This is a genomic window from Pseudomonas sp. NPDC077408 (genome assembly GCF_050269105.1).
GTDB lineage: Bacteria > Pseudomonadota > Gammaproteobacteria > Pseudomonadales > Pseudomonadaceae > Stutzerimonas.
The window spans coordinates 533,890-552,978 of the sequence record NZ_JBNNHS010000001.1; the positions used below are offsets into that span (position 1 = coordinate 533,890).

At 58.2% G+C, this 19,089-nt stretch carries 20 protein-coding genes; 16 read left to right on the forward strand and 4 right to left on the reverse strand.

Annotation, left to right across the window (positions count from 1 at the left end; genetic code table 11):
• The first annotated feature begins 305 nt into the window (after positions 1–305).
• From ACQKEK_RS02710 to sthA, 9 genes are all read left to right on the forward strand, one after another.
• On the forward strand, positions 306–1,643 hold the full coding sequence (locus ACQKEK_RS02710; protein ID WP_499140948.1) for a Na(+)-translocating NADH-quinone reductase subunit A: 1,338 nt from the start codon (positions 306–308) through the stop codon (positions 1,641–1,643).
• 3 nt (positions 1,644–1,646) lie between these two features.
• A complete protein-coding gene (locus tag ACQKEK_RS02715; protein ID WP_045428889.1) occupies positions 1,647–2,858 on the forward strand; it encodes an NADH:ubiquinone reductase (Na(+)-transporting) subunit B in 1,212 nt (403 codons plus the stop codon).
• Entirely contained in the window at positions 2,851–3,639 is a 789-nt protein-coding gene (locus ACQKEK_RS02720) for a Na(+)-translocating NADH-quinone reductase subunit C (protein WP_045428887.1), read from the forward strand. The genes ACQKEK_RS02715 and ACQKEK_RS02720 overlap by 8 nt, the downstream gene beginning before the upstream one ends.
• Positions 3,636–4,310 carry an NADH:ubiquinone reductase (Na(+)-transporting) subunit D gene (locus ACQKEK_RS02725; RefSeq protein ID WP_181689958.1) on the forward strand — a complete coding sequence of 225 codons (675 nt, stop codon included), beginning with the start codon at positions 3,636–3,638 and terminating at the stop codon, positions 4,308–4,310. The genes ACQKEK_RS02720 and ACQKEK_RS02725 overlap by 4 nt, the downstream gene beginning before the upstream one ends.
• Positions 4,310–4,918 carry an NADH:ubiquinone reductase (Na(+)-transporting) subunit E gene (gene nqrE, locus ACQKEK_RS02730; protein WP_045428883.1) on the forward strand — a complete coding sequence of 203 codons (609 nt, stop codon included), beginning with the start codon at positions 4,310–4,312 and terminating at the stop codon, positions 4,916–4,918. Before ACQKEK_RS02725 ends, nqrE begins: the two co-directional genes overlap by 1 nt.
• A gap of 12 nt (positions 4,919–4,930) precedes the next feature.
• Positions 4,931–6,157, forward strand: a complete 1,227-nt coding sequence (gene nqrF, locus ACQKEK_RS02735; RefSeq protein WP_241531123.1) for an NADH:ubiquinone reductase (Na(+)-transporting) subunit F — start codon at positions 4,931–4,933, stop codon at positions 6,155–6,157.
• Between the two features lies 1 nt (position 6,158).
• Complete coding sequence (locus tag ACQKEK_RS02740; RefSeq protein ID WP_499140949.1) at positions 6,159–7,184, forward strand: FAD:protein FMN transferase; 1,026 nt, start codon at positions 6,159–6,161, stop codon at positions 7,182–7,184.
• Positions 7,181–7,411 carry a (Na+)-NQR maturation NqrM gene (gene nqrM, locus ACQKEK_RS02745; protein ID WP_045428877.1) on the forward strand — a complete coding sequence of 77 codons (231 nt, stop codon included), beginning with the start codon at positions 7,181–7,183 and terminating at the stop codon, positions 7,409–7,411. Before ACQKEK_RS02740 ends, nqrM begins: the two co-directional genes overlap by 4 nt.
• Before the next feature lie 188 nt (positions 7,412–7,599).
• The gene (sthA, locus tag ACQKEK_RS02750) at positions 7,600–8,994 is read left to right on the forward strand and encodes a Si-specific NAD(P)(+) transhydrogenase (protein WP_499140950.1); all 1,395 of its coding nucleotides are present in this window, start codon (positions 7,600–7,602) and stop codon (positions 8,992–8,994) included.
• A 113-nt stretch (positions 8,995–9,107) separates the two neighbouring features.
• Here the strand turns inward: sthA and ACQKEK_RS02755 are convergent, their stop codons facing one another.
• From ACQKEK_RS02755 to ACQKEK_RS02765, 3 genes are read right to left on the reverse strand one after another with little or no spacing between them, the layout of a single operon-like run.
• Positions 9,108–9,830 (reverse strand): glycerophosphodiester phosphodiesterase, encoded by a 723-nt coding sequence (locus tag ACQKEK_RS02755; protein WP_046161981.1) that lies wholly within the window; start codon positions 9,828–9,830, stop codon positions 9,108–9,110.
• The gene (locus ACQKEK_RS02760) at positions 9,827–10,132 is read right to left on the reverse strand and encodes a phosphodiesterase (protein ID WP_499140951.1); all 306 of its coding nucleotides are present in this window, start codon (positions 10,130–10,132) and stop codon (positions 9,827–9,829) included. The genes ACQKEK_RS02755 and ACQKEK_RS02760 overlap by 4 nt, the downstream gene beginning before the upstream one ends.
• Positions 10,133–10,135: 3 nt before the next feature.
• Positions 10,136–10,708, reverse strand: a complete 573-nt coding sequence (locus ACQKEK_RS02765; RefSeq protein ID WP_499140952.1) for a PilZ domain-containing protein — start codon at positions 10,706–10,708, stop codon at positions 10,136–10,138.
• A 100-nt stretch (positions 10,709–10,808) separates the two neighbouring features.
• Here ACQKEK_RS02765 and ACQKEK_RS02770 point away from each other — a divergent pair, with 100 nt between their 5' ends.
• Genes ACQKEK_RS02770 through ACQKEK_RS02780 form a run of 3 tightly spaced genes read left to right on the forward strand, consistent with a single transcriptional unit; the run spans position 10,809 to position 14,009 of the window.
• Positions 10,809–12,056, forward strand: a complete 1,248-nt coding sequence (locus ACQKEK_RS02770; RefSeq protein WP_499140953.1) for a lipoprotein-releasing ABC transporter permease subunit — start codon at positions 10,809–10,811, stop codon at positions 12,054–12,056.
• Between the two features lie 7 nt (positions 12,057–12,063).
• Entirely contained in the window at positions 12,064–12,762 is a 699-nt protein-coding gene (gene lolD, locus ACQKEK_RS02775; protein WP_499141337.1) for a lipoprotein-releasing ABC transporter ATP-binding protein LolD, read from the forward strand.
• Positions 12,762–14,009: a lipoprotein-releasing ABC transporter permease subunit gene (locus ACQKEK_RS02780; protein ID WP_499140954.1), complete on the forward strand. Its 1,248-nt coding sequence runs from the start codon at positions 12,762–12,764 to the stop codon at positions 14,007–14,009. Before lolD ends, ACQKEK_RS02780 begins: the two co-directional genes overlap by 1 nt.
• A 9-nt stretch (positions 14,010–14,018) precedes the next feature.
• Here the strand turns inward: ACQKEK_RS02780 and ACQKEK_RS02785 are convergent, their stop codons facing one another.
• Entirely contained in the window at positions 14,019–14,534 is a 516-nt protein-coding gene (locus tag ACQKEK_RS02785; RefSeq protein WP_045428862.1) for a DUF2062 domain-containing protein, read from the reverse strand.
• 181 nt (positions 14,535–14,715) lie between these two features.
• Here ACQKEK_RS02785 and ACQKEK_RS02790 point away from each other — a divergent pair, with 181 nt between their 5' ends.
• The 4 genes from ACQKEK_RS02790 (at position 14,716) to lpxK (ending at position 19,074) form a co-directional block, all read left to right on the forward strand.
• Positions 14,716–16,941, forward strand: coding sequence for a DNA internalization-related competence protein ComEC/Rec2 (locus ACQKEK_RS02790; protein ID WP_499140955.1), 2,226 nt, complete (start codon positions 14,716–14,718; stop codon positions 16,939–16,941).
• A gap of 71 nt (positions 16,942–17,012) precedes the next feature.
• Positions 17,013–17,645: a flagellar polar localization protein PocA gene (locus ACQKEK_RS02795; RefSeq protein WP_045428860.1), complete on the forward strand. Its 633-nt coding sequence runs from the start codon at positions 17,013–17,015 to the stop codon at positions 17,643–17,645.
• Positions 17,642–18,070, forward strand: a complete 429-nt coding sequence (locus ACQKEK_RS02800) for an ExbD/TolR family protein (protein ID WP_499140956.1) — start codon at positions 17,642–17,644, stop codon at positions 18,068–18,070. Before ACQKEK_RS02795 ends, ACQKEK_RS02800 begins: the two co-directional genes overlap by 4 nt.
• A complete protein-coding gene (gene lpxK / locus ACQKEK_RS02805; RefSeq protein ID WP_216706882.1) occupies positions 18,070–19,074 on the forward strand; it encodes a tetraacyldisaccharide 4'-kinase in 1,005 nt (334 codons plus the stop codon). The genes ACQKEK_RS02800 and lpxK overlap by 1 nt, the downstream gene beginning before the upstream one ends.
• Positions 19,075–19,089 lie beyond the last annotated feature (15 nt).

Consider the following 19,089-nt stretch of genomic DNA (forward strand, 5'->3'; position numbering starts at 1 on the left):
AAAGAAAACGGGAGCTTCGGCTCCCGTTTTCGTTTCTTATGTTCTCAATAATGCTGCGGTCGATGCGCTGGCGGCTGGAGCGTCAATAGTCGGTTGCGGATGACCGCTTGTCTTTAGTCAAAAAATTGGAAGACCTTGGGTGGTCAGTCACGGGTCGCGGCCTCTATAATCGGGCGGATTTCTACCTGGGCCCGTGGCATAGCGTCGCGTCGATATATTTTTCGACGCGCGTCGTGCAATTCGACCTTCAGCTAAATCGCTGGGCCTGTAAAAAAGTCTTTTAAAATCAGTGGTTAGGCGAGCCGATGATCAATATAAAACGTGGGCTAGATTTGCCCATTGCAGGTGCGCCGGCGCAGCGTATCGAGGCCGGAAGGCCCGTGCGAAGCGTCGCCGTAGTAGGGTTTGATTACCCTGGCATGAAACCGACCATGGAAGTTCAGGTCGGTGATCGCGTGAAACTGGGTCAGGTGTTGTTTTCGGACAAGAAGACGCCTGGCGTTCATTTCACCGCCCCAGGCGCGGGTGTTGTAAGCGCGATTCATCGTGGCGAGAAGCGCGTCCTGCAATCGGTCGTCATTGACTTGGAAGGCGCTGAAGAGGTGACTTTCAACCAGTACGGCTCGGCTGAGCTGGAAGGGATCGGTGACGAGAAGGTTCGTGAGAATCTGCAGCAGGCTGGTCTCTGGGCTGCGTTTCGCACACGTCCATATAGCAAAGTTCCGGCTATCGATGCCGTTCCCAGCTCGATCTTCGTCACTGCAATCGACACTCATCCGTTGGCTGCTGATCCAGCATTGATCATCGCGGAGCGCGCTGCTGATTTCGAAGCAGGCCTAAAGGTTCTCGGCAATCTGGGTAAGCTGTTTCTGTGTAAAGCAGAAGGCGCCTCGTTACCCGGCGAGCAGATTGCGAAGGTTAAGACTGAAAGTTTCGCTGGTCCGCATCCTGCCGGTCTGGCTGGAACACACATTCATTTTCTGGACCCGGTTAGCGCCACCAAAAGCGTTTGGGCCATTGGCTACCAGGACGTAATCGCGATCGGTGCACTGTTCCTTACCGGCAAGCTTTCGGTAGAACGTGTGGTGTCGTTAGCCGGTCCGGTCGTTGAAACCCCGCGTCTGGTGCGTACTCGCCTGGGCGCTAATCTCGATGAGCTGACAGCTGGCGAATTGCAGCCTGGTGCAAACCGTGTTGTATCTGGATCGGTTCTGGGCGGTCGTACGGCGCATGGCGCTTTCGCGTTTCTCGGTCGCTACCACCAGCAGGTTTCCTGCCTGCGCGAAGGTAAGGAGCGCGAGATGCTGCACTACCTGCGTGCCGGTAGCGACAAGCACTCGATCCTCAACATCTATATCTCCAAGTTGATGGGCGGCAAGAAATTCGCTTTTTCCACCTCCACCAATGGCAGCCCGCGGGCCATGGTGCCGGTTGGGAACTACGAAGAGGTCATGCCGCTGGACATTCTACCGACTCAGTTGCTGCGCTCTTTGATCGTCGGAGATACCGAGGTTGCGCAGAAATTGGGCTGCCTCGAGCTTGATGAAGAGGACCTGGCACTGTGCACCTACGTCTGTGCCGGCAAGTATGAGTACGGCCCGATCCTGCGAGACAATCTGACCCGTATCGAGAAGGAGGGTTAAGGCATGGGCATTCGCGAATTTCTCGACAAGATCGAGCACAACTTCGAAAAGGGCGGCAAGTACGAAAAGTGGTACGCGCTCTACGAAGCGGCGGACACCTTCCTCTATCGTCCGGGCAGCGTGACCAAGACCACGGCCCACGTGCGTGATGGTATCGACCTGAAGCGGATGATGATCACCGTTTGGCTCTGCACCTTCCCGGCAATGTTCTTTGGTATGTGGAACACCGGTTACCAAGCCAACCTGATCTATGCGCAAAGCCCGGACCTGCTTGCAGTTCAGGAAGGTTGGCAGTTTGCGCTGATCAGTGCGTTGGCAGGGTTCGATCCGTCCAGTGCCTGGGATAACTTCATCCAGGGGGCGGCTTACTTCCTGCCGGTTTATGCGGTCACTTTCATTGTCGGTGGCTTCTGGGAAGTCCTGTTCGCCTCGATCCGCAAACATGAGGTCAATGAAGGCTTCTTCGTGACCTCGGTGCTGTTCGCGCTCACGTTGCCGCCCAGCATCCCGCTGTGGCAGGTCGCACTCGGCATCAGCTTCGGTATCGTTATCGGCAAGGAAATCTTCGGCGGTACGGGTAAGAACTTCCTCAACCCTGCTCTGACCGGACGTGCCTTCCTCTTCTTTGCCTACCCGGCGCAGATGTCTGGCGACGCCGTTTGGACTGCGGTTGACGGCTATGCCAGCGCTACTGCATTGAGCTTGGGCTTCGCAGGTGGCATAGAAAATATCGTAGAGAGCGGCATCACCTGGATGGACGCCTTTGTCGGCACCATTCATGGCTCGCTGGGTGAAACCAGCACTCTGGCTATCTTCATCGGCGGCGCGGTACTGCTGCTGACCAAGATCGCTTCGATGCGAATCGTTGCCGGCACCATGATCGGCATGATCGCGCTGAGCTCGCTGTTCAACCTGATCGGTTCGGACAGTAATCCATTGTTTGCCATGCCTTGGTACTGGCACATGGTGGTGGGTGGTTTCGCCTTTGGTCTGATCTACATGACCACCGACCCCGTGTCGGCAGCGATGACCAATACCGGTAAATGGATCTATGGCATTTTCATCGGTGTGATGGTGGTGCTGATCCGTGTAGTCAACCCGGCCTTCCCTGAGGGCATGATGCTGGCAATTCTATTCGCCAACCTCTGTGCACCCTTGATTGACCACTTTGTCATCCAGGCCAACATCAAGCGGAGGCTGGCGCGTAATGTCTAGTCAAAAAGAATCCACTGCCCGTACGCTGATAGTGGCCCTGCTGGTTTGTCTGGTGTGCTCGGTGTTCGTTGCAGGTGCGGCTGTCGCACTGCGTCCGACCCAGCTGGAGAACCGTCAGCTAGACAAGCAGCGCAGTATTCTGGCGATCGCCGGGCTCGGTGAGGCCGGTATGTCTGGCGCCGAGGTGAAGGCGCTGTATAAAGAGCGCATTGTCGCCAAGCTGGTCAACCTCGAGACTGGCAAATTCAGCGACGAGTTCGATCCAAATACCTTTGACCCCCTGGTTGCTGCGAAGGACCCGCAACTGTCCGACGCACTGCCGCCGGAGCAGGACATCGCATCGATCAAGCGTCGCGAAAAGTACAGCGTCGTGTATATCGTCGAAACCGATGGTGAACTCGACACGCTGGTGCTCCCGGTGCGTGGCTACGGCCTTTGGTCGACGCTCTATGGTTTTCTTGCCCTTCAGGAAGATTTGAACACCGTAGCTGGCCTCGGTTTCTACCAACACGGAGAAACGCCTGGTCTGGGTGGCGAAGTAGACAATCCCAAGTGGCGTAGCCTGTGGGAAGGGAAGAAGTTGTACAACGAGGATGGTGAGCTGGCGATCCAGATCGTCAAAGGTGGAGTCGATCCGCAGAGTCCGAACGCCAAGTACCGGGTAGACGCGCTTGCTGGCGCGACGTTGACCAGCAACGGGGTTAATAACCTGTTGCACTTCTGGCTCGGCGAGAACGGCTTCGGTCCTTTTATCGCTAACCTGCGCGCTGGGGAGGCTTGAGTATGTCGCAACCTACCATTAAGGAAGTCCTGTTCAATCCGGTCTTCAATAACAACCCCATCGGCCTGCAGATCCTCGGGATTTGCTCGGCGCTGGCGGTCACCTCCAACCTGAAAACGGCGCTGGTCATGTCCATCGCCCTGACGCTGGTTGTGGCTTTTTCCAACCTGTTCATCTCGATGATCCGCAGCCAGATCCCTGGCTCCATCCGCATGATCGTGCAGATGGTGATCATTGCGTCATTGGTGATCCTGGTGGATCAGGTGCTCAAGGCTTACGCCTTCTCGTTGTCCAAGCAGCTGTCGGTATTCGTGGGTCTGATCATCACCAACTGTATCGTGATGGGCCGGGCCGAAGCGTTCGCCATGCAGAACCCGCCGATGCTCTCGTTCTTCGATGGACTTGGGAACGGCCTCGGTTACAGCGCCATGCTCATTGCGCTCGGGATCATTCGCGAGCTGTTCGGTGCGGGTAAATTGATGGGTTACACCATTCTTCCTGTCGTAAATGACGGTGGCTGGTACTTGCCGAATGGCCTGCTGCTGCTTCCGCCTTCTGCGTTCTTCCTGATCGGCCTTTTCATCTGGGGCATCCGTAGCTGGAAGCGGGAACAGGTCGAGAAGCCGTCGTTCAAGATGGCGCCTCAGGTCTCGAACAAGGAGGCTTATTAATGGAACATTACATCAGCCTTTTCGTCCGCGCCGTGTTCATCGAGAACATGGCCCTGGCGTTCTTCCTTGGCATGTGTACCTTCATCGCAATCTCGAAGAAGGTCGAAACGGCCATTGGTCTCGGCATCGCGGTTATTGTGGTTCAAGCCATCACTGTTCCTGCGAACAACCTGATCTACACCTATCTGCTCAAGGCAGGTGCGTTGTCATGGGCTGGCTTGCCGGAGGTCGATCTGAGCTTCCTCGGCCTGCTGAGTTACATCGGCGTGATCGCGGCAATCGTTCAGATTCTGGAGATGACCCTCGACAAGTACGTACCCAGCCTCTACAACGCGCTGGGCGTGTTCCTGCCGCTGATCACTGTTAACTGCGCCATCATGGGCGGCACGCTTTTCATGGTCGAACGCGACTACAACCTGGCTGAAAGTGTGGTCTACGGCATGGGTTCTGGTCTGTCCTGGGCGCTCGCTATCGCCTTGCTTGCCGGCATTCGCGAGAAGCTTAAGTACAGCGATGTGCCGGATGGCCTACAGGGCCTCGGGATCACCTTCATCACCATCGGACTGATGTCGCTGGGCTTCATGTCTTTCTCTGGCGTACAGCTGTAAGGACGGGATGAACTGATGAGTTACGAAATTTTCCTCGCCATCGGCATGTTCACCGCCATCGTGCTTGCACTGGTGGTGATCATCCTCGCGGCTCGCGCCAAGCTGGTCTCCAGTGGCGATGTGAGCATCGAGATCAACGGCGAACGCACCATTACGGTACCGGCGGGCGGCAAGCTCCTACAAACATTGGCCGCTAACAACATCTTCCTCTCGTCTGCCTGCGGCGGCGGTGGCACTTGCGCTCAGTGCAAGTGCATCGTCGAGAGCGGTGGCGGCGAGATGCTGCCTACCGAGGAGTCGCACTTCACTCGTCGCGAAGCTGGGGAAGGTTGGCGCCTGTCCTGCCAGACCCCGGTCAAAGCGGATATGAAGATCGAGGTTCCGGAAGAGGTTTTTGGGGTCAAGAAGTGGGAATGCACGGTTCTGTCAAACCCGAACGTCGCTACTTTCATCAAAGAATTGACCTTGAAGTTGCCGGAAGGTGAGAAAGTCGATTTCCGGGCTGGCGGGTACGTTCAGCTGGAATGTCCGCCTCACGAGGTCCGCTACAAAGATTTCGATATCCAAGAGGAATATCGTGGCGACTGGGACAAGTTCAACCAGTGGAAGTACGTGTCGAAGGTCGAAGAAACCGTGATCCGCGCCTACTCCATGGCCAACTACCCGGAAGAGGTTGGACTGGTGAAGTTCAACATCCGTATCGCCTCTCCGCCTCCAGGTAAGGATGACCTGCCTCCAGGCCAGATGTCTTCGTGGGTATTCAGCTTGAAGCCCGGCGATAAAGTGACCGTTTACGGGCCTTTCGGTGAGTTCTTCGCCAAAGATACCGATGCGGAAATGGTCTTCATCGGTGGTGGTGCCGGTATGGCGCCGATGCGTTCGCACATCTTCGATCAGCTCAAGCGTTTGAAGTCCAAGCGCAAGATGAGCTTCTGGTACGGCGCACGCTCGATGCGCGAGGCCTTCTATGTTGAGGAGTACGATCAGCTGCAGGCCGAGAACGACAACTTCCAGTGGCATTTGGCGTTGTCCGATCCGCAGCCGGAAGATAACTGGAACGGCCCAACTGGCTTTATTCACAACGTGCTGTACGAGAACTACCTGAAGGACCATCCGGCGCCCGAGGATTGCGAGTTCTACATGTGCGGTCCGCCAATGATGAACGCCTCGGTGATCAAGATGCTCACCGACCTGGGCGTCGAACCAGAGAACATCCTGCTCGACGACTTTGGCGGCTAGTATGACCCCTGCGTTACTTCAGCCCGTCATCGTTGCCGCCCTGGCGGCAGCCCTGACGGGCTGTCTGTTTCAGGACGAGGTAGAAAGTTTCGGTGGTCCCACCATGGGCAGCACCTACTCGGTGAAGTACGTGGCCGGTGATGTCGCCGTGTCCAAAGAGCAGCTGCGAAACGAGACGGATGCAATTCTGGCCGAGATCGACAGCCAGATGTCTACGTACCGTGCCGATTCGGATATCGAGACTTTCAACGCGCTTCCTTCCGGCGCCTGCATGGCCATGCCCGAGGGGGTCCTCGAGCTCCTCCGAGCCGGCCAGCAGCTGTCGGAGGAGAGCGACGGGGCTTTCGATCTGACGGTTGAACCGTTGCTCAATCTATGGGGCTTCGGTCCTCACGGAACCGGCGAGCGTGTGCCCTCTGCCGAAGAGATAGCCACGGCTCGCGGCAACATGGGACATGAGCATCTTCGGATTGATGGCGAGCAGCTCTGTAAAGACGCAGCCGTACAGATTGATTTCAACAGTATCGCTGCGGGTTATGCAGTGGACCGGGTGACCGCACATCTAGAGGCTTCCGGCGTCCGCCGTTACCTTGTGGAAATCACCGGCGAGCTCAAGGCTCTCGGCCGTAAACCCGGCGGGGAGCCCTGGCGTATCGCAATCGAGGCACCGCACGACAACGAGCGAGTAGCGCAGCGGATTGTCGAACTCGACGGATTTGGTGTCTCCACGTCAGGTGACTATCGAAATTATTTCGAGCGTGACGGTAAGCGGTATTCGCACACGCTTGATCCACTGACCGGTGCGCCGATCGATCATCACTTGGCCGCCGTGACGGTTTTCGATCCCTCGACATTGAGGGCAGATGGGTTGTCTACTGTGTTGATGGTGCTGGGGCCCGAACGAGGTTTGGCATACGCGGGGGAGCGAAACATTGCAGCGTTCTTCGTGATTCGTGAAGGGCAGGAATTCATTAGCAAAAGCACTGAGGCCTTTGATGAGCTATTCGGTGCGGGAGTAAGCAAATGACTTGGTTGATCGTGTTTCTGGTCATGTTGCTGGTGGTCTTCGGTATGTCCATCGGCGTAATCATGGGCCGCAAGCCCATTGCAGGCTCCTGCGGGGGCATCGCCAATCTTGGCATCGAGAAGGAATGCTCGATTTGCGGTGGTAGCCGTGAGAAGTGTGAAGAGGTGAATCAAGAGGCGAGCCACGGTGACAAAGCAGATCTCGCATACGACGCGACCAGACGCTGATAGCCGTTTTTGATCGAAAGGCCGGGGATATCTAGCGCTCCGGGCGTTGGTCTTTGCATGCAGTGCCGGCGCAACCCATGCATCGGCGCGACGATCCAGGCGGCGGTGCGTCGAAGTCACTTCCGCCACCCGGTTTACCGAATTCGTTAACAGCGGCAGGGCTGCCTGCTGCGTGGTCTGGGGTGAATATGGCTGTCTACAATTACGATGTGGTGATACTAGGCTCGGGCCCTGCCGGCGAAGGCGCGGCGATGAACGCGGTCAAAGCTGGGCGCAAGGTCGCCGTGGTTGATAGCAGGCCACATGTGGGTGGTAACTCGACCCATCTGGGGACTATCCCGTCAAAAGCGCTGCGCCATTCGGTGCGGCAGATCATGCAGTACAACACCAATCCACTGTTCCGTCAGATCGGGGAGCCCCGTTGGTTTTCGTTTCCCGACGTCCTGAAAAGTGCCGAAAGCGTCATCGGTAAGCAGGTGACTTCCCGCACGGGGTATTACGCGCGTAACCGCATCGATATCTTCTTCGGCACCGCTAGTTTTGCCGACGAGCAGACCGTAGAAGTGGTCAGTGCCAATGGCATGGTTGAAACCCTGGTGGCCAACCAGTTCATCATCGCGACAGGCTCACGGCCCTATCGCCCCGATGATGTCGACTTTAGCCATCCCCGTGTCTATGACAGTGACACCATTCTTACCCTGAGTCACACACCGCGTCGTCTGATCATCTACGGAGCCGGTGTGATCGGCTCAGAGTACGCGTCGATCTTCAGCGGTCTCGGTGTTTTGGTTGACTTGATCGACAACCGCGACCAGCTGCTCAGCTTCCTAGACGATGAAATCTCCGACGCGCTGAGCTATCACCTACGTAACAACAACGTACTCATCCGTCATAACGAGGAGTACGAGCGTGTGGAAGGTGTGGATAACGGCGTGATCCTGCACCTTAAGTCTGGCAAGAAGATTAAGGCCGATGCCTTCCTCTGGTGCAACGGCCGAACCGGCAATACCGACAAGCTCGCCCTGGAAAACATCGGTCTCAAGGTCAACAGCCGCGGCCAGATCAAGGTCGACGAGCACTACCGCACTGATGTCGGAAATATTTACGCGGCTGGCGATGTAATTGGTTGGCCATCGCTAGCGAGTGCCGCTTACGATCAGGGGCGCTCGGCGGCAGGTAGCATCGTGGAGAACGACAGCTGGCGTTTTGTCGATGATGTGCCCACCGGCATTTACACTATTCCGGAGATCAGTTCGATCGGTAAGAACGAACGTGAACTGACCGAAGCGAAGGTGCCATACGAAGTGGGCAAGGCCTTCTTCAAAGGCATGGCGCGCGCGCAGATTTCAGCCGAGCCGGTCGGCATGCTGAAGATCCTCTTCCATCGCGAGACGCTGGCGGTACTAGGCGTGCATTGCTTCGGCTATCAGGCATCGGAGATCGTGCACATCGGTCAGGCGATCATGAACCAACCGGGCGCGGCGAACACGATCAAGTATTTCATCAATACCACCTTCAACTACCCGACCATGGCCGAAGCCTACCGCGTGGCCGCGTTCGACGGGCTAAACCGGCTTTTTTGAGCGGCTCCGACCGGTGGCCTGAGCCGGTCGGAGAAGATACCCGAGGCTGGCGGTGGCCTAATCGGGAAAGTTTTTAAGGCAGGTTGCCGGGCCGCCAATGAGGCGGCCTCGCTTTATGCGTTGCGCAGCGTCGTGACGGCAAGGCCGGGATAGTCAGTGATCAGGCTGTCGACGCCGAAATCCGCAAGGCGACGCATCAGAGCTGGCTCATTGACCGTCCAGACCGATACATGAAGGCCAAGTTGGCGGGCTTTGGCGATTCGTTCGGGTGTGCATAGGGTCCATTTCAATGCTAGTAGCGAGCAGTCGTACTGCTTGGCTACTTTCAGCGGGTCGAGCCAGGCGTACTCGGCCACTAGGCCGCACGACAATTCAGGAGTCAGCCTTTTCAAGGCCCTGAGCACCTCCCTCGAGCCGGATGTGACGGTAATCCGCTCGGTCAGTCCATGGTGCTCAGCCAGTGCCTTGATCGCCAGGACAGTCCGTGCGGCGCGCACCCTCGAAGCGCTTTTCACTTCCAACTGCCAATGCTCGAAGTCGCACTGCTCAAATAGCTCCGCTAGGCGCGGGATGGGGCAGGGGTGTTTCCAGTGGGGGCCGCTGTGGCGCGCGTCGTACTGGATCAACTCGTCTGCATCACGTTCGACGACCTTGCCGCGTCGCCCCGTGGTGCGTTTGAGCGTCGGGTCATGGATGACCATCAGCTCGCCATCTTTTGACAGGTGCAGGTCGAGTTCGCATCGGCGCACGCCATGGGCGAGGCACTGCTTGAAGCCGGCCAGGGTATTTTCAGGCGCTTCGCCCTTTGCGCCGCGGTGGCCATAGATAAGCGTCACGGTTGTCTCTCTGATTGCAATGATGTGGAGCGTTGGTGATGAATAACGCTGTTGATGACCCGGTTCCCCTCGAAGTAGACAGAAAAATCGCGGTAATCCCAACGAGTGATAGGTGGCTGACCGACAGCTGCGTGCTCCTCATCGGCTAAGCCAAAACGATCAAGTACGTCGATTTTCGCATCGCCGCGGCTGGGCAGCGGAAGGCCGGCCGGGCCTTGCTGGCCGACCGGAATTTTGATGTCTTCGGCGCGTGCCGACATGTTCAGGCTGAAAATCAGCAGTAAGAGCAGCAAAGGGCGCATCCATCAGGTTCCTTGCAGGTTTTCACGTGCCAGGCGTCGTTCCGTCGCCTGTTTCTGCAGGATATGTCGCGCGAGGAGTTGCCGTTGTGCATCAGTCAACGCTTCAAAGGATGTACCGATTGCAAACTGCCCGCCCTCCAGCGCTTGGCAGCTCGCTATACGTGCAGTCAGCAGCATGCCCAGGCCCTGGGGCATCAACGCCAGCTTGAGTGTCCAGGTTGAGCCTTCGTCAAGCGGCTGGTCATTGGTGAAACTAATGCCCCCTTCCGATAGCACGGTCGCCCGAGCTGGCCCGAGGTCCTGCAACAGGTCCTGGGCGAGCGCCTGACCAATCAGGTCGATGCGCTTGTTTTGCACTTTCAGGTAGTTGGCCAGCGTGCGGTTGCCCTCGGCTATCTGACGCAGCAGATGCTGAGCTTCAAAGTCGAGCTGATGGAGTTCGCCGAGCAATTCGAACCGTTGCGTCGAACCGTTACCTGAGACTGTTTCGGCGTGTTCCGGCGGCAGGATTTCAAGTGCGATCATATCCTCGATACGATAGTATTCGCGGCGATCTTCGGTGTCTTCAGTGGGCATGTCGATCCCTGAGCTGCAGTGATGACCTGAGTGTATCAGGCCGCTTGGCATCGTCATTCAGCTTGTTATTTCCCGCCAGCGAAAGCGAACCCAACGATTTATGTTCAGACCGCTGTCCGTGTATATCGGGGCGCGCTACACACGCGCCAGACGTCGCAGCCTCTTCGTCTCCTTCATTTCCTTTACGTCCATGATCGGGCTGGCGCTTGGTGTGCTAGTAATGATCGTCGTGTTGTCTGTGATGAATGGGTTCGATCATGAAATGCGCAGCCGTGTGTTGGGTATGGTGCCGCACGCTACGATCGAAAGCTCGACCCCAATCGACGACTGGCCGACATTAGCAGAGCGGCTCGTGCAGCATCCTCAGGTCGCTGCGGTCGCGCCGTTCATACAAATGCAAGGTTTACTGACTCATCGCGGGCAGGTCACCAAAATTCTGATTAACGCCGTGGACCCGGTTATCGAGCCGGAAGTCTCCATCGTGGGCCAGTTTTTTCGCGAAGGCACTCTGGCCGATCTGGCCCCCGGTGAGTTCGGCATTGTTATCGGCGACAAGGCGGCCAACACCTTGGGTGTAGGGGTCGGCGACAAGGTTACCTTTGTCGCCCCTGAGGTTACCGTCACGCCAGCAGGTGTATTTCCCCGCATGAAGCGGTTCACCGTGCGCGGTATTTTTCACGTCGGGGCCGGTGAGATCGATGGTTATGTGGCAATGGCCAACATCTCCGATCTGGCACGCTTGCACCGCTGGCAGCCGGATCAGGTCCAAGGGGTGCGCTTACGTTTCGTCGATCTGTTTCAGGCCCCGCGTATTGCATGGGAACTGGCGGGTCAGCTGGGTGATGACTTCTACTCCCGGGATTGGACCCGCACCCACGGCAACCTGTACCAGGCAATCCGCATGGAAAAGGCCATGATCGGGTTGCTATTGCTGCTGATCGTCGCCGTGGCTGCCTTCAATATCATCTCCACGCTGGTCATGGTCGTGACTGACAAGCGTGGAGATATTGCAATCCTGCGAACGCTTGGCGCGACGCCACGGCAGATCATGGCGATCTTCATGGTTCAAGGGACAGTGATAGGGATCGTCGGCACGCTGGTGGGAGCATTACTCGGTATCTTCGCGGCGCTCAATGTAAGCAGTTGGGTCGCGGCGCTAGAGAGATTGATCGGGCATAAATTTCTCAGCGCAGACGTGTATTTCATCGACTATTTACCGTCTCGACTGATGACCGCCGATGTGGTCCAGGTCTGCGTGGCGGCACTGATTCTTAGCTTTTTCGCCACCCTGTATCCGGCCTGGCGTGCGGCGCGGACGCAACCGGCCGAGGCGTTACGATATGAGTGAGTTGTTTATGAATGAACGGTCTGCGAACGAGGCCGCGGTACTGAGCTGCCGCAACCTGGGCAAGCGCTACGAGCAGGGTCCGGAGTCAGTCAGTGTGCTGTCCGGGCTTCAGTTGGAGTTGTTTCCCGGCCAGCGGGTCGCCATTGTCGGTACTTCCGGCTCTGGCAAGAGCACACTGCTCAATCTGCTCGGCGGGCTGGATACGCCTAGCGAAGGGAGCGTATGGCTGGCTGGGGAAGAGCTTTCCGCACTCAGCGAGAAGGACCGGGGCCTGTTGCGTAACCGTGCCCTTGGCTTCGTTTACCAGTTCCATCATCTGCTACCTGAATTCAGCGCTCTGGAAAACGTTTGCATGCCGCTGCTGATAGGCAGCACGCCGATAGCGGAAGCACGTACGCGAGCGACCGAACTGTTGCAGCGAGTGGGGCTTGGCCACCGACTCGCTCATAAGCCCTCGGAGCTGTCCGGGGGAGAGCGTCAGCGCGTAGCGATCGCCCGTGCGTTGGCGAACCGTCCGGCGCTGGTGTTGCTCGATGAGCCGACCGGCAACCTCGACCACCATACTGCTCAGGGGATTCAAGACCTGATGCTGGAACTGAGCAGCTCATTACGTACGGCCTTCCTCGTCGTCACCCATGATCCACAATTGGCCGGCCAGATGGATCACATCTTGCGCCTGGAAGATGGCCGGTTGGTGGCTGGCTAATGTTCAGGCCGCTCAGCATCTTCATTGGCAGCCGTTACACGCGGGCCAAGCGTCGCAATCATTTCATTTCATTCATCTCGCTGACGTCCATGATCGGGCTGTCGCTGGGCGTGCTGGCGATGATCATTGTGCTGTCCGTCATGAATGGCTTTCAGCGCGAAATGAGCAACCGCATCCTGGGCATGGTGCCGCACGCCGTGATAGCCGGTGACGGAAGGCCGGTGGACGACTGGCAATCGCTGGCCGAGCAGCTACGTGCGCACCCTGGGGTGCTCGGTACGGCACCGATCACCCAGCTTGAAGGCATGCTTTCTTACAGGGGGGCGATGCAGCCGATTGAAATCAAGGGCATCGATCCGAAGGCCGAAAGCGAAGTGTCTATCCTCGGCTCGAAGATGGTCGCAGGCAGTCTCGACGACCTAGAGGCCGGGGAATCCGGCGTAATCGTCGGGCTGATGACTGCGCGTCGATTTGGTCTGAAGCTGGGCGATAAGCTCACGCTGATCGTGCCTGAGCTCAGCGATGCGCCTGGTGGTATTACACCGCGGATGCAGCGTCTGAACGTCGTCGGGGTGTTCAAGGTGGGAGCTGAGCTGGATGGTAGCTTGGCTATGATTCACCGAGCCGATGCAGCCCAGATACTTCGTTGGCAACCAGAGCAGGTCGAAGGCGTGAGGGTCAGGCTGGCTGATCTTTATCGGGCTCCGCAGCTCGCAACCGAGCTTGTAGCCGGTCTCGGCAAGGGTTATCGCAGTGAGGATTGGTCGCTTACCCAGGGGAGTTTATTCAGTGCGATGAAGATGGAAAAGACCATGATCGGCCTGTTGCTTCTGCTGATCGTCGCGGTGGCAGCGTTCAATATCATCGCCACCCTGATCATGGTAGTCGCCGACAAGCGAGCGGATATCGCGATCCTGCGTACCCTTGGCGCAACGCCACGGCAAATCATGGCGATCTTCATGGTTCAGGGCAGCATCATCGGAATGACGGGAACTCTGATAGGGACGGTGCTGGGCGTGCTTGGTGCGATGAACGTCAGTGCCCTGGTGGCCTGGCTGGAAAAGGTATCGGGACAGCACATCTTCAGTTCGGATGTGTACTTCATCAGCACGCTGCCATCTGAACTGCGGCTGCAAGATGTCTTGCTGGTAACGCTGGCGGCGCTACTGCTCAGTTTCCTGGCGACGGTCTATCCCGCTTGGCGGGCAGCACAGACACAGCCGGCTGAAGCGCTGCGCTACGAATAAGGAACAGTCTTAGCGGCGGTCCATCTGCCGCTTGCGCCAACTGCGTCCGACCCACCAGCGCCAATAGCTCTGAGTGGCGATATAGCCCAATATCGCCACCACAACGCCGACAACGAATGAGCCTAGGAAGAGCGGTTGCCAGTGGCTGTCGAGCATTTGACGCACCCAGGCAAGGCTGAGCTCCATCGGCATCGGGGAAACCGGCGTGTCCAGCAGCCAGGCGCCTACCTTGTAATTGCAATAGAACACCGGCGGCATCGTCAGTGGGTTAGTCAGCCAGACTAAGCCCACAGCGATCGGCAGGTTTGCCCTTGCTGGCACGGCGCACAACGCGGCCGCCAGCATCTGCAGGGGCATCGGGATCATGGCCCAGAACAGACCGATAGCCATCGCTCTGGAAACCGAATGCCGGTTTAGATGGAGCAGGTTGGGGTCATGGATCAACGTGCCGAGAAACCGCAAAGACTTGTGTGCCTTTAGACGGTCGGGGTGAGGCATGTAGCGTTTAAAAAAACGACGCGGCATGAAGATTCTCTGGCGGGGCGAAGCGCGCCCGATTATGCCTGAAACGAGACCCGGCGCTGAGAGGAGTTTGTGACATAAATTCTACACTGTGAGCGCCGACAGGACGTCGGTCAGGCTATGTGACTCGGCGGTTTAACCTATCCGGAGCGGCCAGTCACGGGAAAGGAATCCAGGAGAACCGATGCGTACAGCGATGCTGGCGCTGGCAGCAGGCCTTCTACTGCTGCGTTTTTTACCGCAATTACCGCCTGTCTCAGCGTTGCCGTTCATATTGGCGGCGGGCCTGGTCTTGCTTCCGTTCCGCTGGCGAGCGATCGGTTGTTTTCTCTGCGGGTTTGCATGGGCGTGTCTCAGTGCCCACGAGGCGCTGGATGACCGCCTTTCAACTGAGCGTGATGGCCGTACGTTCTGGCTCGAAGGTACGGTGAGCGACCTGCCGGATGTTCGTGGCGGTGTGGTGCGTTTCGAACTGGTCAATATATCGTCCCGGCATAGCGACCTGCCGTCCAGGCTTCGCTTGGCATGGTACGGCGGCCCCAGGATGCAGGCGGGTGAGCGATGGCGGCTCGCTGCCAAATTGAAAAAGCCACGGGGCTTGGTTAATCCGCACTCTTTCGATTACGAGGCCTGGCTCTTGGCGCGGCGGATCGGTGCCAGCGGCACGATCAAAGCCGGAGAGCGCGTGTCGGTGGCGGCGGGAGGGCCGGGATGGCGCGATCAGTTGCGGCAACGCTTGTTGGTGGTCGATGCTCAGGGCCGCTCCGGCGCCATTGCCGCGCTGGTAGTGGGCGATGACAGCGGCCTGTCCACCACGGATTGGCGTACGCTCCAGGACACCGGAACCGTTCATTTGCTGGTTATATCGGGGCAGCACGTGGGCATGCTGGCCGGCTTGCTTTACGGCCTGGTGGCATTGTTAGCGCGATGGGGAATCTGGCCGCGGCGCGTCGCCTGGTTGCCCTGCGCTTGTAGCCTGGCCTTGGCTGGAGCGCTTGCGTACGGCTGGCTGGCGGGTTTTGAAGTCCCGGTCCAGCGGGCGCTGGTGATGGTCGCTCTGGTGCTCCTGTGGCGTTTGCGGTATCGGCATTTGGGTGTCTGGCTGCCACTGCTGATCGCCCTCGATGCTGTACTGCTGTTGGATCCGCTAGTAGGGCTGCAGTCGGGCTTCTGGTTGTCTTTCCTGGCGGTGGCGCTTCTTGCGCTGGTGTTCCGCGGCCGGCTTGGTAGCTGGAGTTGGTGGCGCGCATTAGGCCGTGCACAGTGGAGCATGGCCCTGGGCCTGTTGCCGATCCTGCTGGCGCTAGGCTTGCCGGTTAGCCTGAGTGGGCCGATTGCCAACCTCTTTGCAGTCCCACTGGTCAGCGCGGTAATCGTTCCGCTGTCGTTGTTAGGCACGTCCTTGTTGTGGTTGCCAGGCGTTGGCGAGCCAGTGCTATGGGTGGCCGGTGGGTTATTGGCAATTCTCTTTGATGCGCTGCAATGGCTTGCCGGCTGGCAGCCGGCGTGGCTACCAGCGTCATTGCCGTTTTGGGCTTGGCTGCTGGTTGCGCTTGGGACGCTGCTGATCCTGCTTCCGCCCGGAATACCGTTTCGGGCGTTGGGTCTGGTGTTTCTGCTACCGCTGCTGTTTCCACCCATCGACACGCCGGCAGTAGGGCAGGCGGAAGTCTGGCTGTTCGACGTCGGTCAGGGGCTCGCTGTGCTGGTCCGCACGCATGACCATGCGCTGCTGTACGACACAGGGCCGCGATATGGTGACTTCGACATCGGCGAGCGGGTTGTATTGCCGTCGTTGCGTACGCTGGGGGTGAGCGGTCTCGATTTGCTGATTCTCAGCCATGCCGATAGCGACCATGCGGGTGGCGCTTCGGCGATCCAGCGACAGATACGTGCTGGGCGAGTGGTCAGCGGTGAGCCGGCAAGACTGCCTGCTTCGCTAGGGGCCGAGATGTGCCGCTCCGGAGACGCCTGGGAATGGAATGGAGTCCGCTTTACGCTTTGGCAATCACCACGGGCCAGAGATGGAAACCAGTCCTCCTGCGTGCTGCTGATCGAGGCGAGCGGCGAACGTCTGCTGCTCACTGGCGACATCGACGTGGATACCGAGCAACTGCTCCTGACGAGCGACATGCCGCTTGAGGTCGATTGGTTGTTGGTGCCACATCACGGCAGTCGCAGCTCGTCGTCAACCGCATTCATCGAGGCAACAGGAGCCGGAGGTGCGCTCATCTCGCGCAGCTTGCATAACGCATTCGGACACCCGCATCCGGAAGTGCTGCAGCGGCTGCACACTGCCGGGGCGCGACTTTATGACACGGCAGAGCTAGGAGCGATTCGGATTCGCCTCGGCCGTTTTGAGCCTGTTCGAGGATTACGTACCAAGCGTCGATTCTGGCGGGAAAAATGAGAACCGGGGCCGTCGGCTGGCTGGCGGCCCTATGCTAGAGTGGCGCCACTTTTTCGAGGGGGATTCATCTCGTGTGGGAGCTGGTTAAAGCGGGCGGCTGGATAATGCTGCCAATCATCCTGTGTTCCATCGCAGCCGCCGGTATTGTTGCCGAAAGGCTATGGACGCTTCGGCCTAGTCGAGTGACCCCACCACACCTGCTTGGCCAGGTGTGGAAATGGATCAAGGACAAGAAGCTCAGTAACCAAAAGCTCAAGGAGCTGCGCGCGGATTCTCCGCTGGGGGAGATACTGGCTGCTGGTCTGGCTAACTCCAAGCATGGTCGAGAGATCATGAAGGAATGCATCGAAGAAGCGGCCGCCCGCGTCGTCCATGACCTCGAGCGCTATCTCAACGCGCTGGGTACGATTGCAGGTATTGCTCCCTTGCTCGGGCTTCTCGGTACTGTGCTGGGCATGATCGAAATTTTTAGTGCCTTCATGGGCTCTGGTATGGCCAACGCACCGTTGCTCGCAGCGGGTATTTCCAAAGCGCTGATTACTACCGCGGCGGGTCTGATGGTCGGCATACCGGCACTGTTCTTCCATCGCTTCCTCCTGCGCCGAGTCGAAGAGCTCGTAGTCGGTATGGAGCAGGAAGCGATCAAGTTGGTTGAAGTTGTGCAGGGTGACCGTGACGTCGACCTAGGTGAGGGCAGGGCGTGAAGTTTCGTCGCAAGGCGCGGGAACATGTCGACATCGGCTTGGCCCCGCTGATCGATGTGGTATTCATTCTGTTGTTGTTCTTCGTGGTGACCACCACTTTTACTCGCGAAACCCAACTGCAGGTTGATCTGCCGGAGGCGGCGAGCGGGTCGCCACCACAGGAAACTGAGCAGAAGCGGCTGGAGGTTGTGATCGACGTCAGTGGCAACTTCAGTCTCAATGGCAAGTCGCTGGTCAAGCATGACCTGAACACATTAATGGCGGCGCTCGGCAAGGAGTCGGGCGGCGATACAAGTTTGCCGATGATCATCAGTGCCGACGGTAAAACTCCGCACCAAGCGGTCATTACCGCCATGGACGCAGCCGGGAAGCTGGGCTTCGCGCACCTGCGCATCACTACCATTGAGGCCCAGCCGGAGCCCTAATGTCCTTTGCTGATCGTCTCCAGCGGGCCTGGTACGAAGGGCATCCTGCCTTGGCGCTGCTTGCGCCGTTGGAAATGCTCTACCGCCGCGTGGTGACCGCTAAGCGAAAGCGGTTCATCAACGGCGTGATCGATTGCTATCGGGCGCCCGTGCCTGTGGTGGTGGTCGGAAATATCACCGTTGGCGGTACCGGCAAGACCCCCCTGATTCTCTGGCTCATCGAGCACTGTCAGCGACGCGGCCTGAAAGTCGGTGTAGTCAGTCGTGGCTACGGTGCCAGACCACCGGAATATCCGTGGCGGGTAGAGCCCGAGCATTCTGCGGCCGAGGTTGGCGATGAACCATTGCTGATCGCGCAACGAACAAACGTACCGGTGATGATTGATCCTGATCGTTCCCGCGCGGTTCGTAAATTGCTCGAACTCGAGCTGCTAGACCTGATCCTTTCCGACGATGGGCTGCAGCATTACCGGTTGGGGCGCGATCTGGAGCTCGTCCTCATTGATGCTGCTCGTGGACTGGGCAATCAACGCTGTTTGCCCGCTGGCCCGCTACGTGAGCCATTGGAGCGGCTGGAATCGGTCGATGCGGTGCTGATAAACGGTGCGCAGGTAGACAGTCCCTCGGGGTTTGCGTTCGCCCTGCAGCCATCGAAATTGATCGAGTTGAGCACTGGGCAAGTCTGGCCCCTTGACCATTTTCCTGCAGGCCAGCGGATGCATGCAGTCGCTGGAATCGGCAATCCACAGCGTTTCTTCACCACGCTCGAGGCGCTACACTGGCGGCCGATTCCGCATGCTTTCGCCGATCACGCTCGTTATAGCCTGGAGCAGCTGAGTTTCAGTCCAGAGCTACCCTTGGTGATGACGGAGAAGGATGCGGTCAAATGCCGGGCTTTTGCGCTGCCGGGCTGGTGTTATCTCCAAGTCCAGGCCGAGCCTTCCGCAGCTTTCGTCACTTGGTTTGATTCCCAGCTGGACCGTTTGCTGCTCGTTCATCCCTAAGCCGCTCGATCTGCC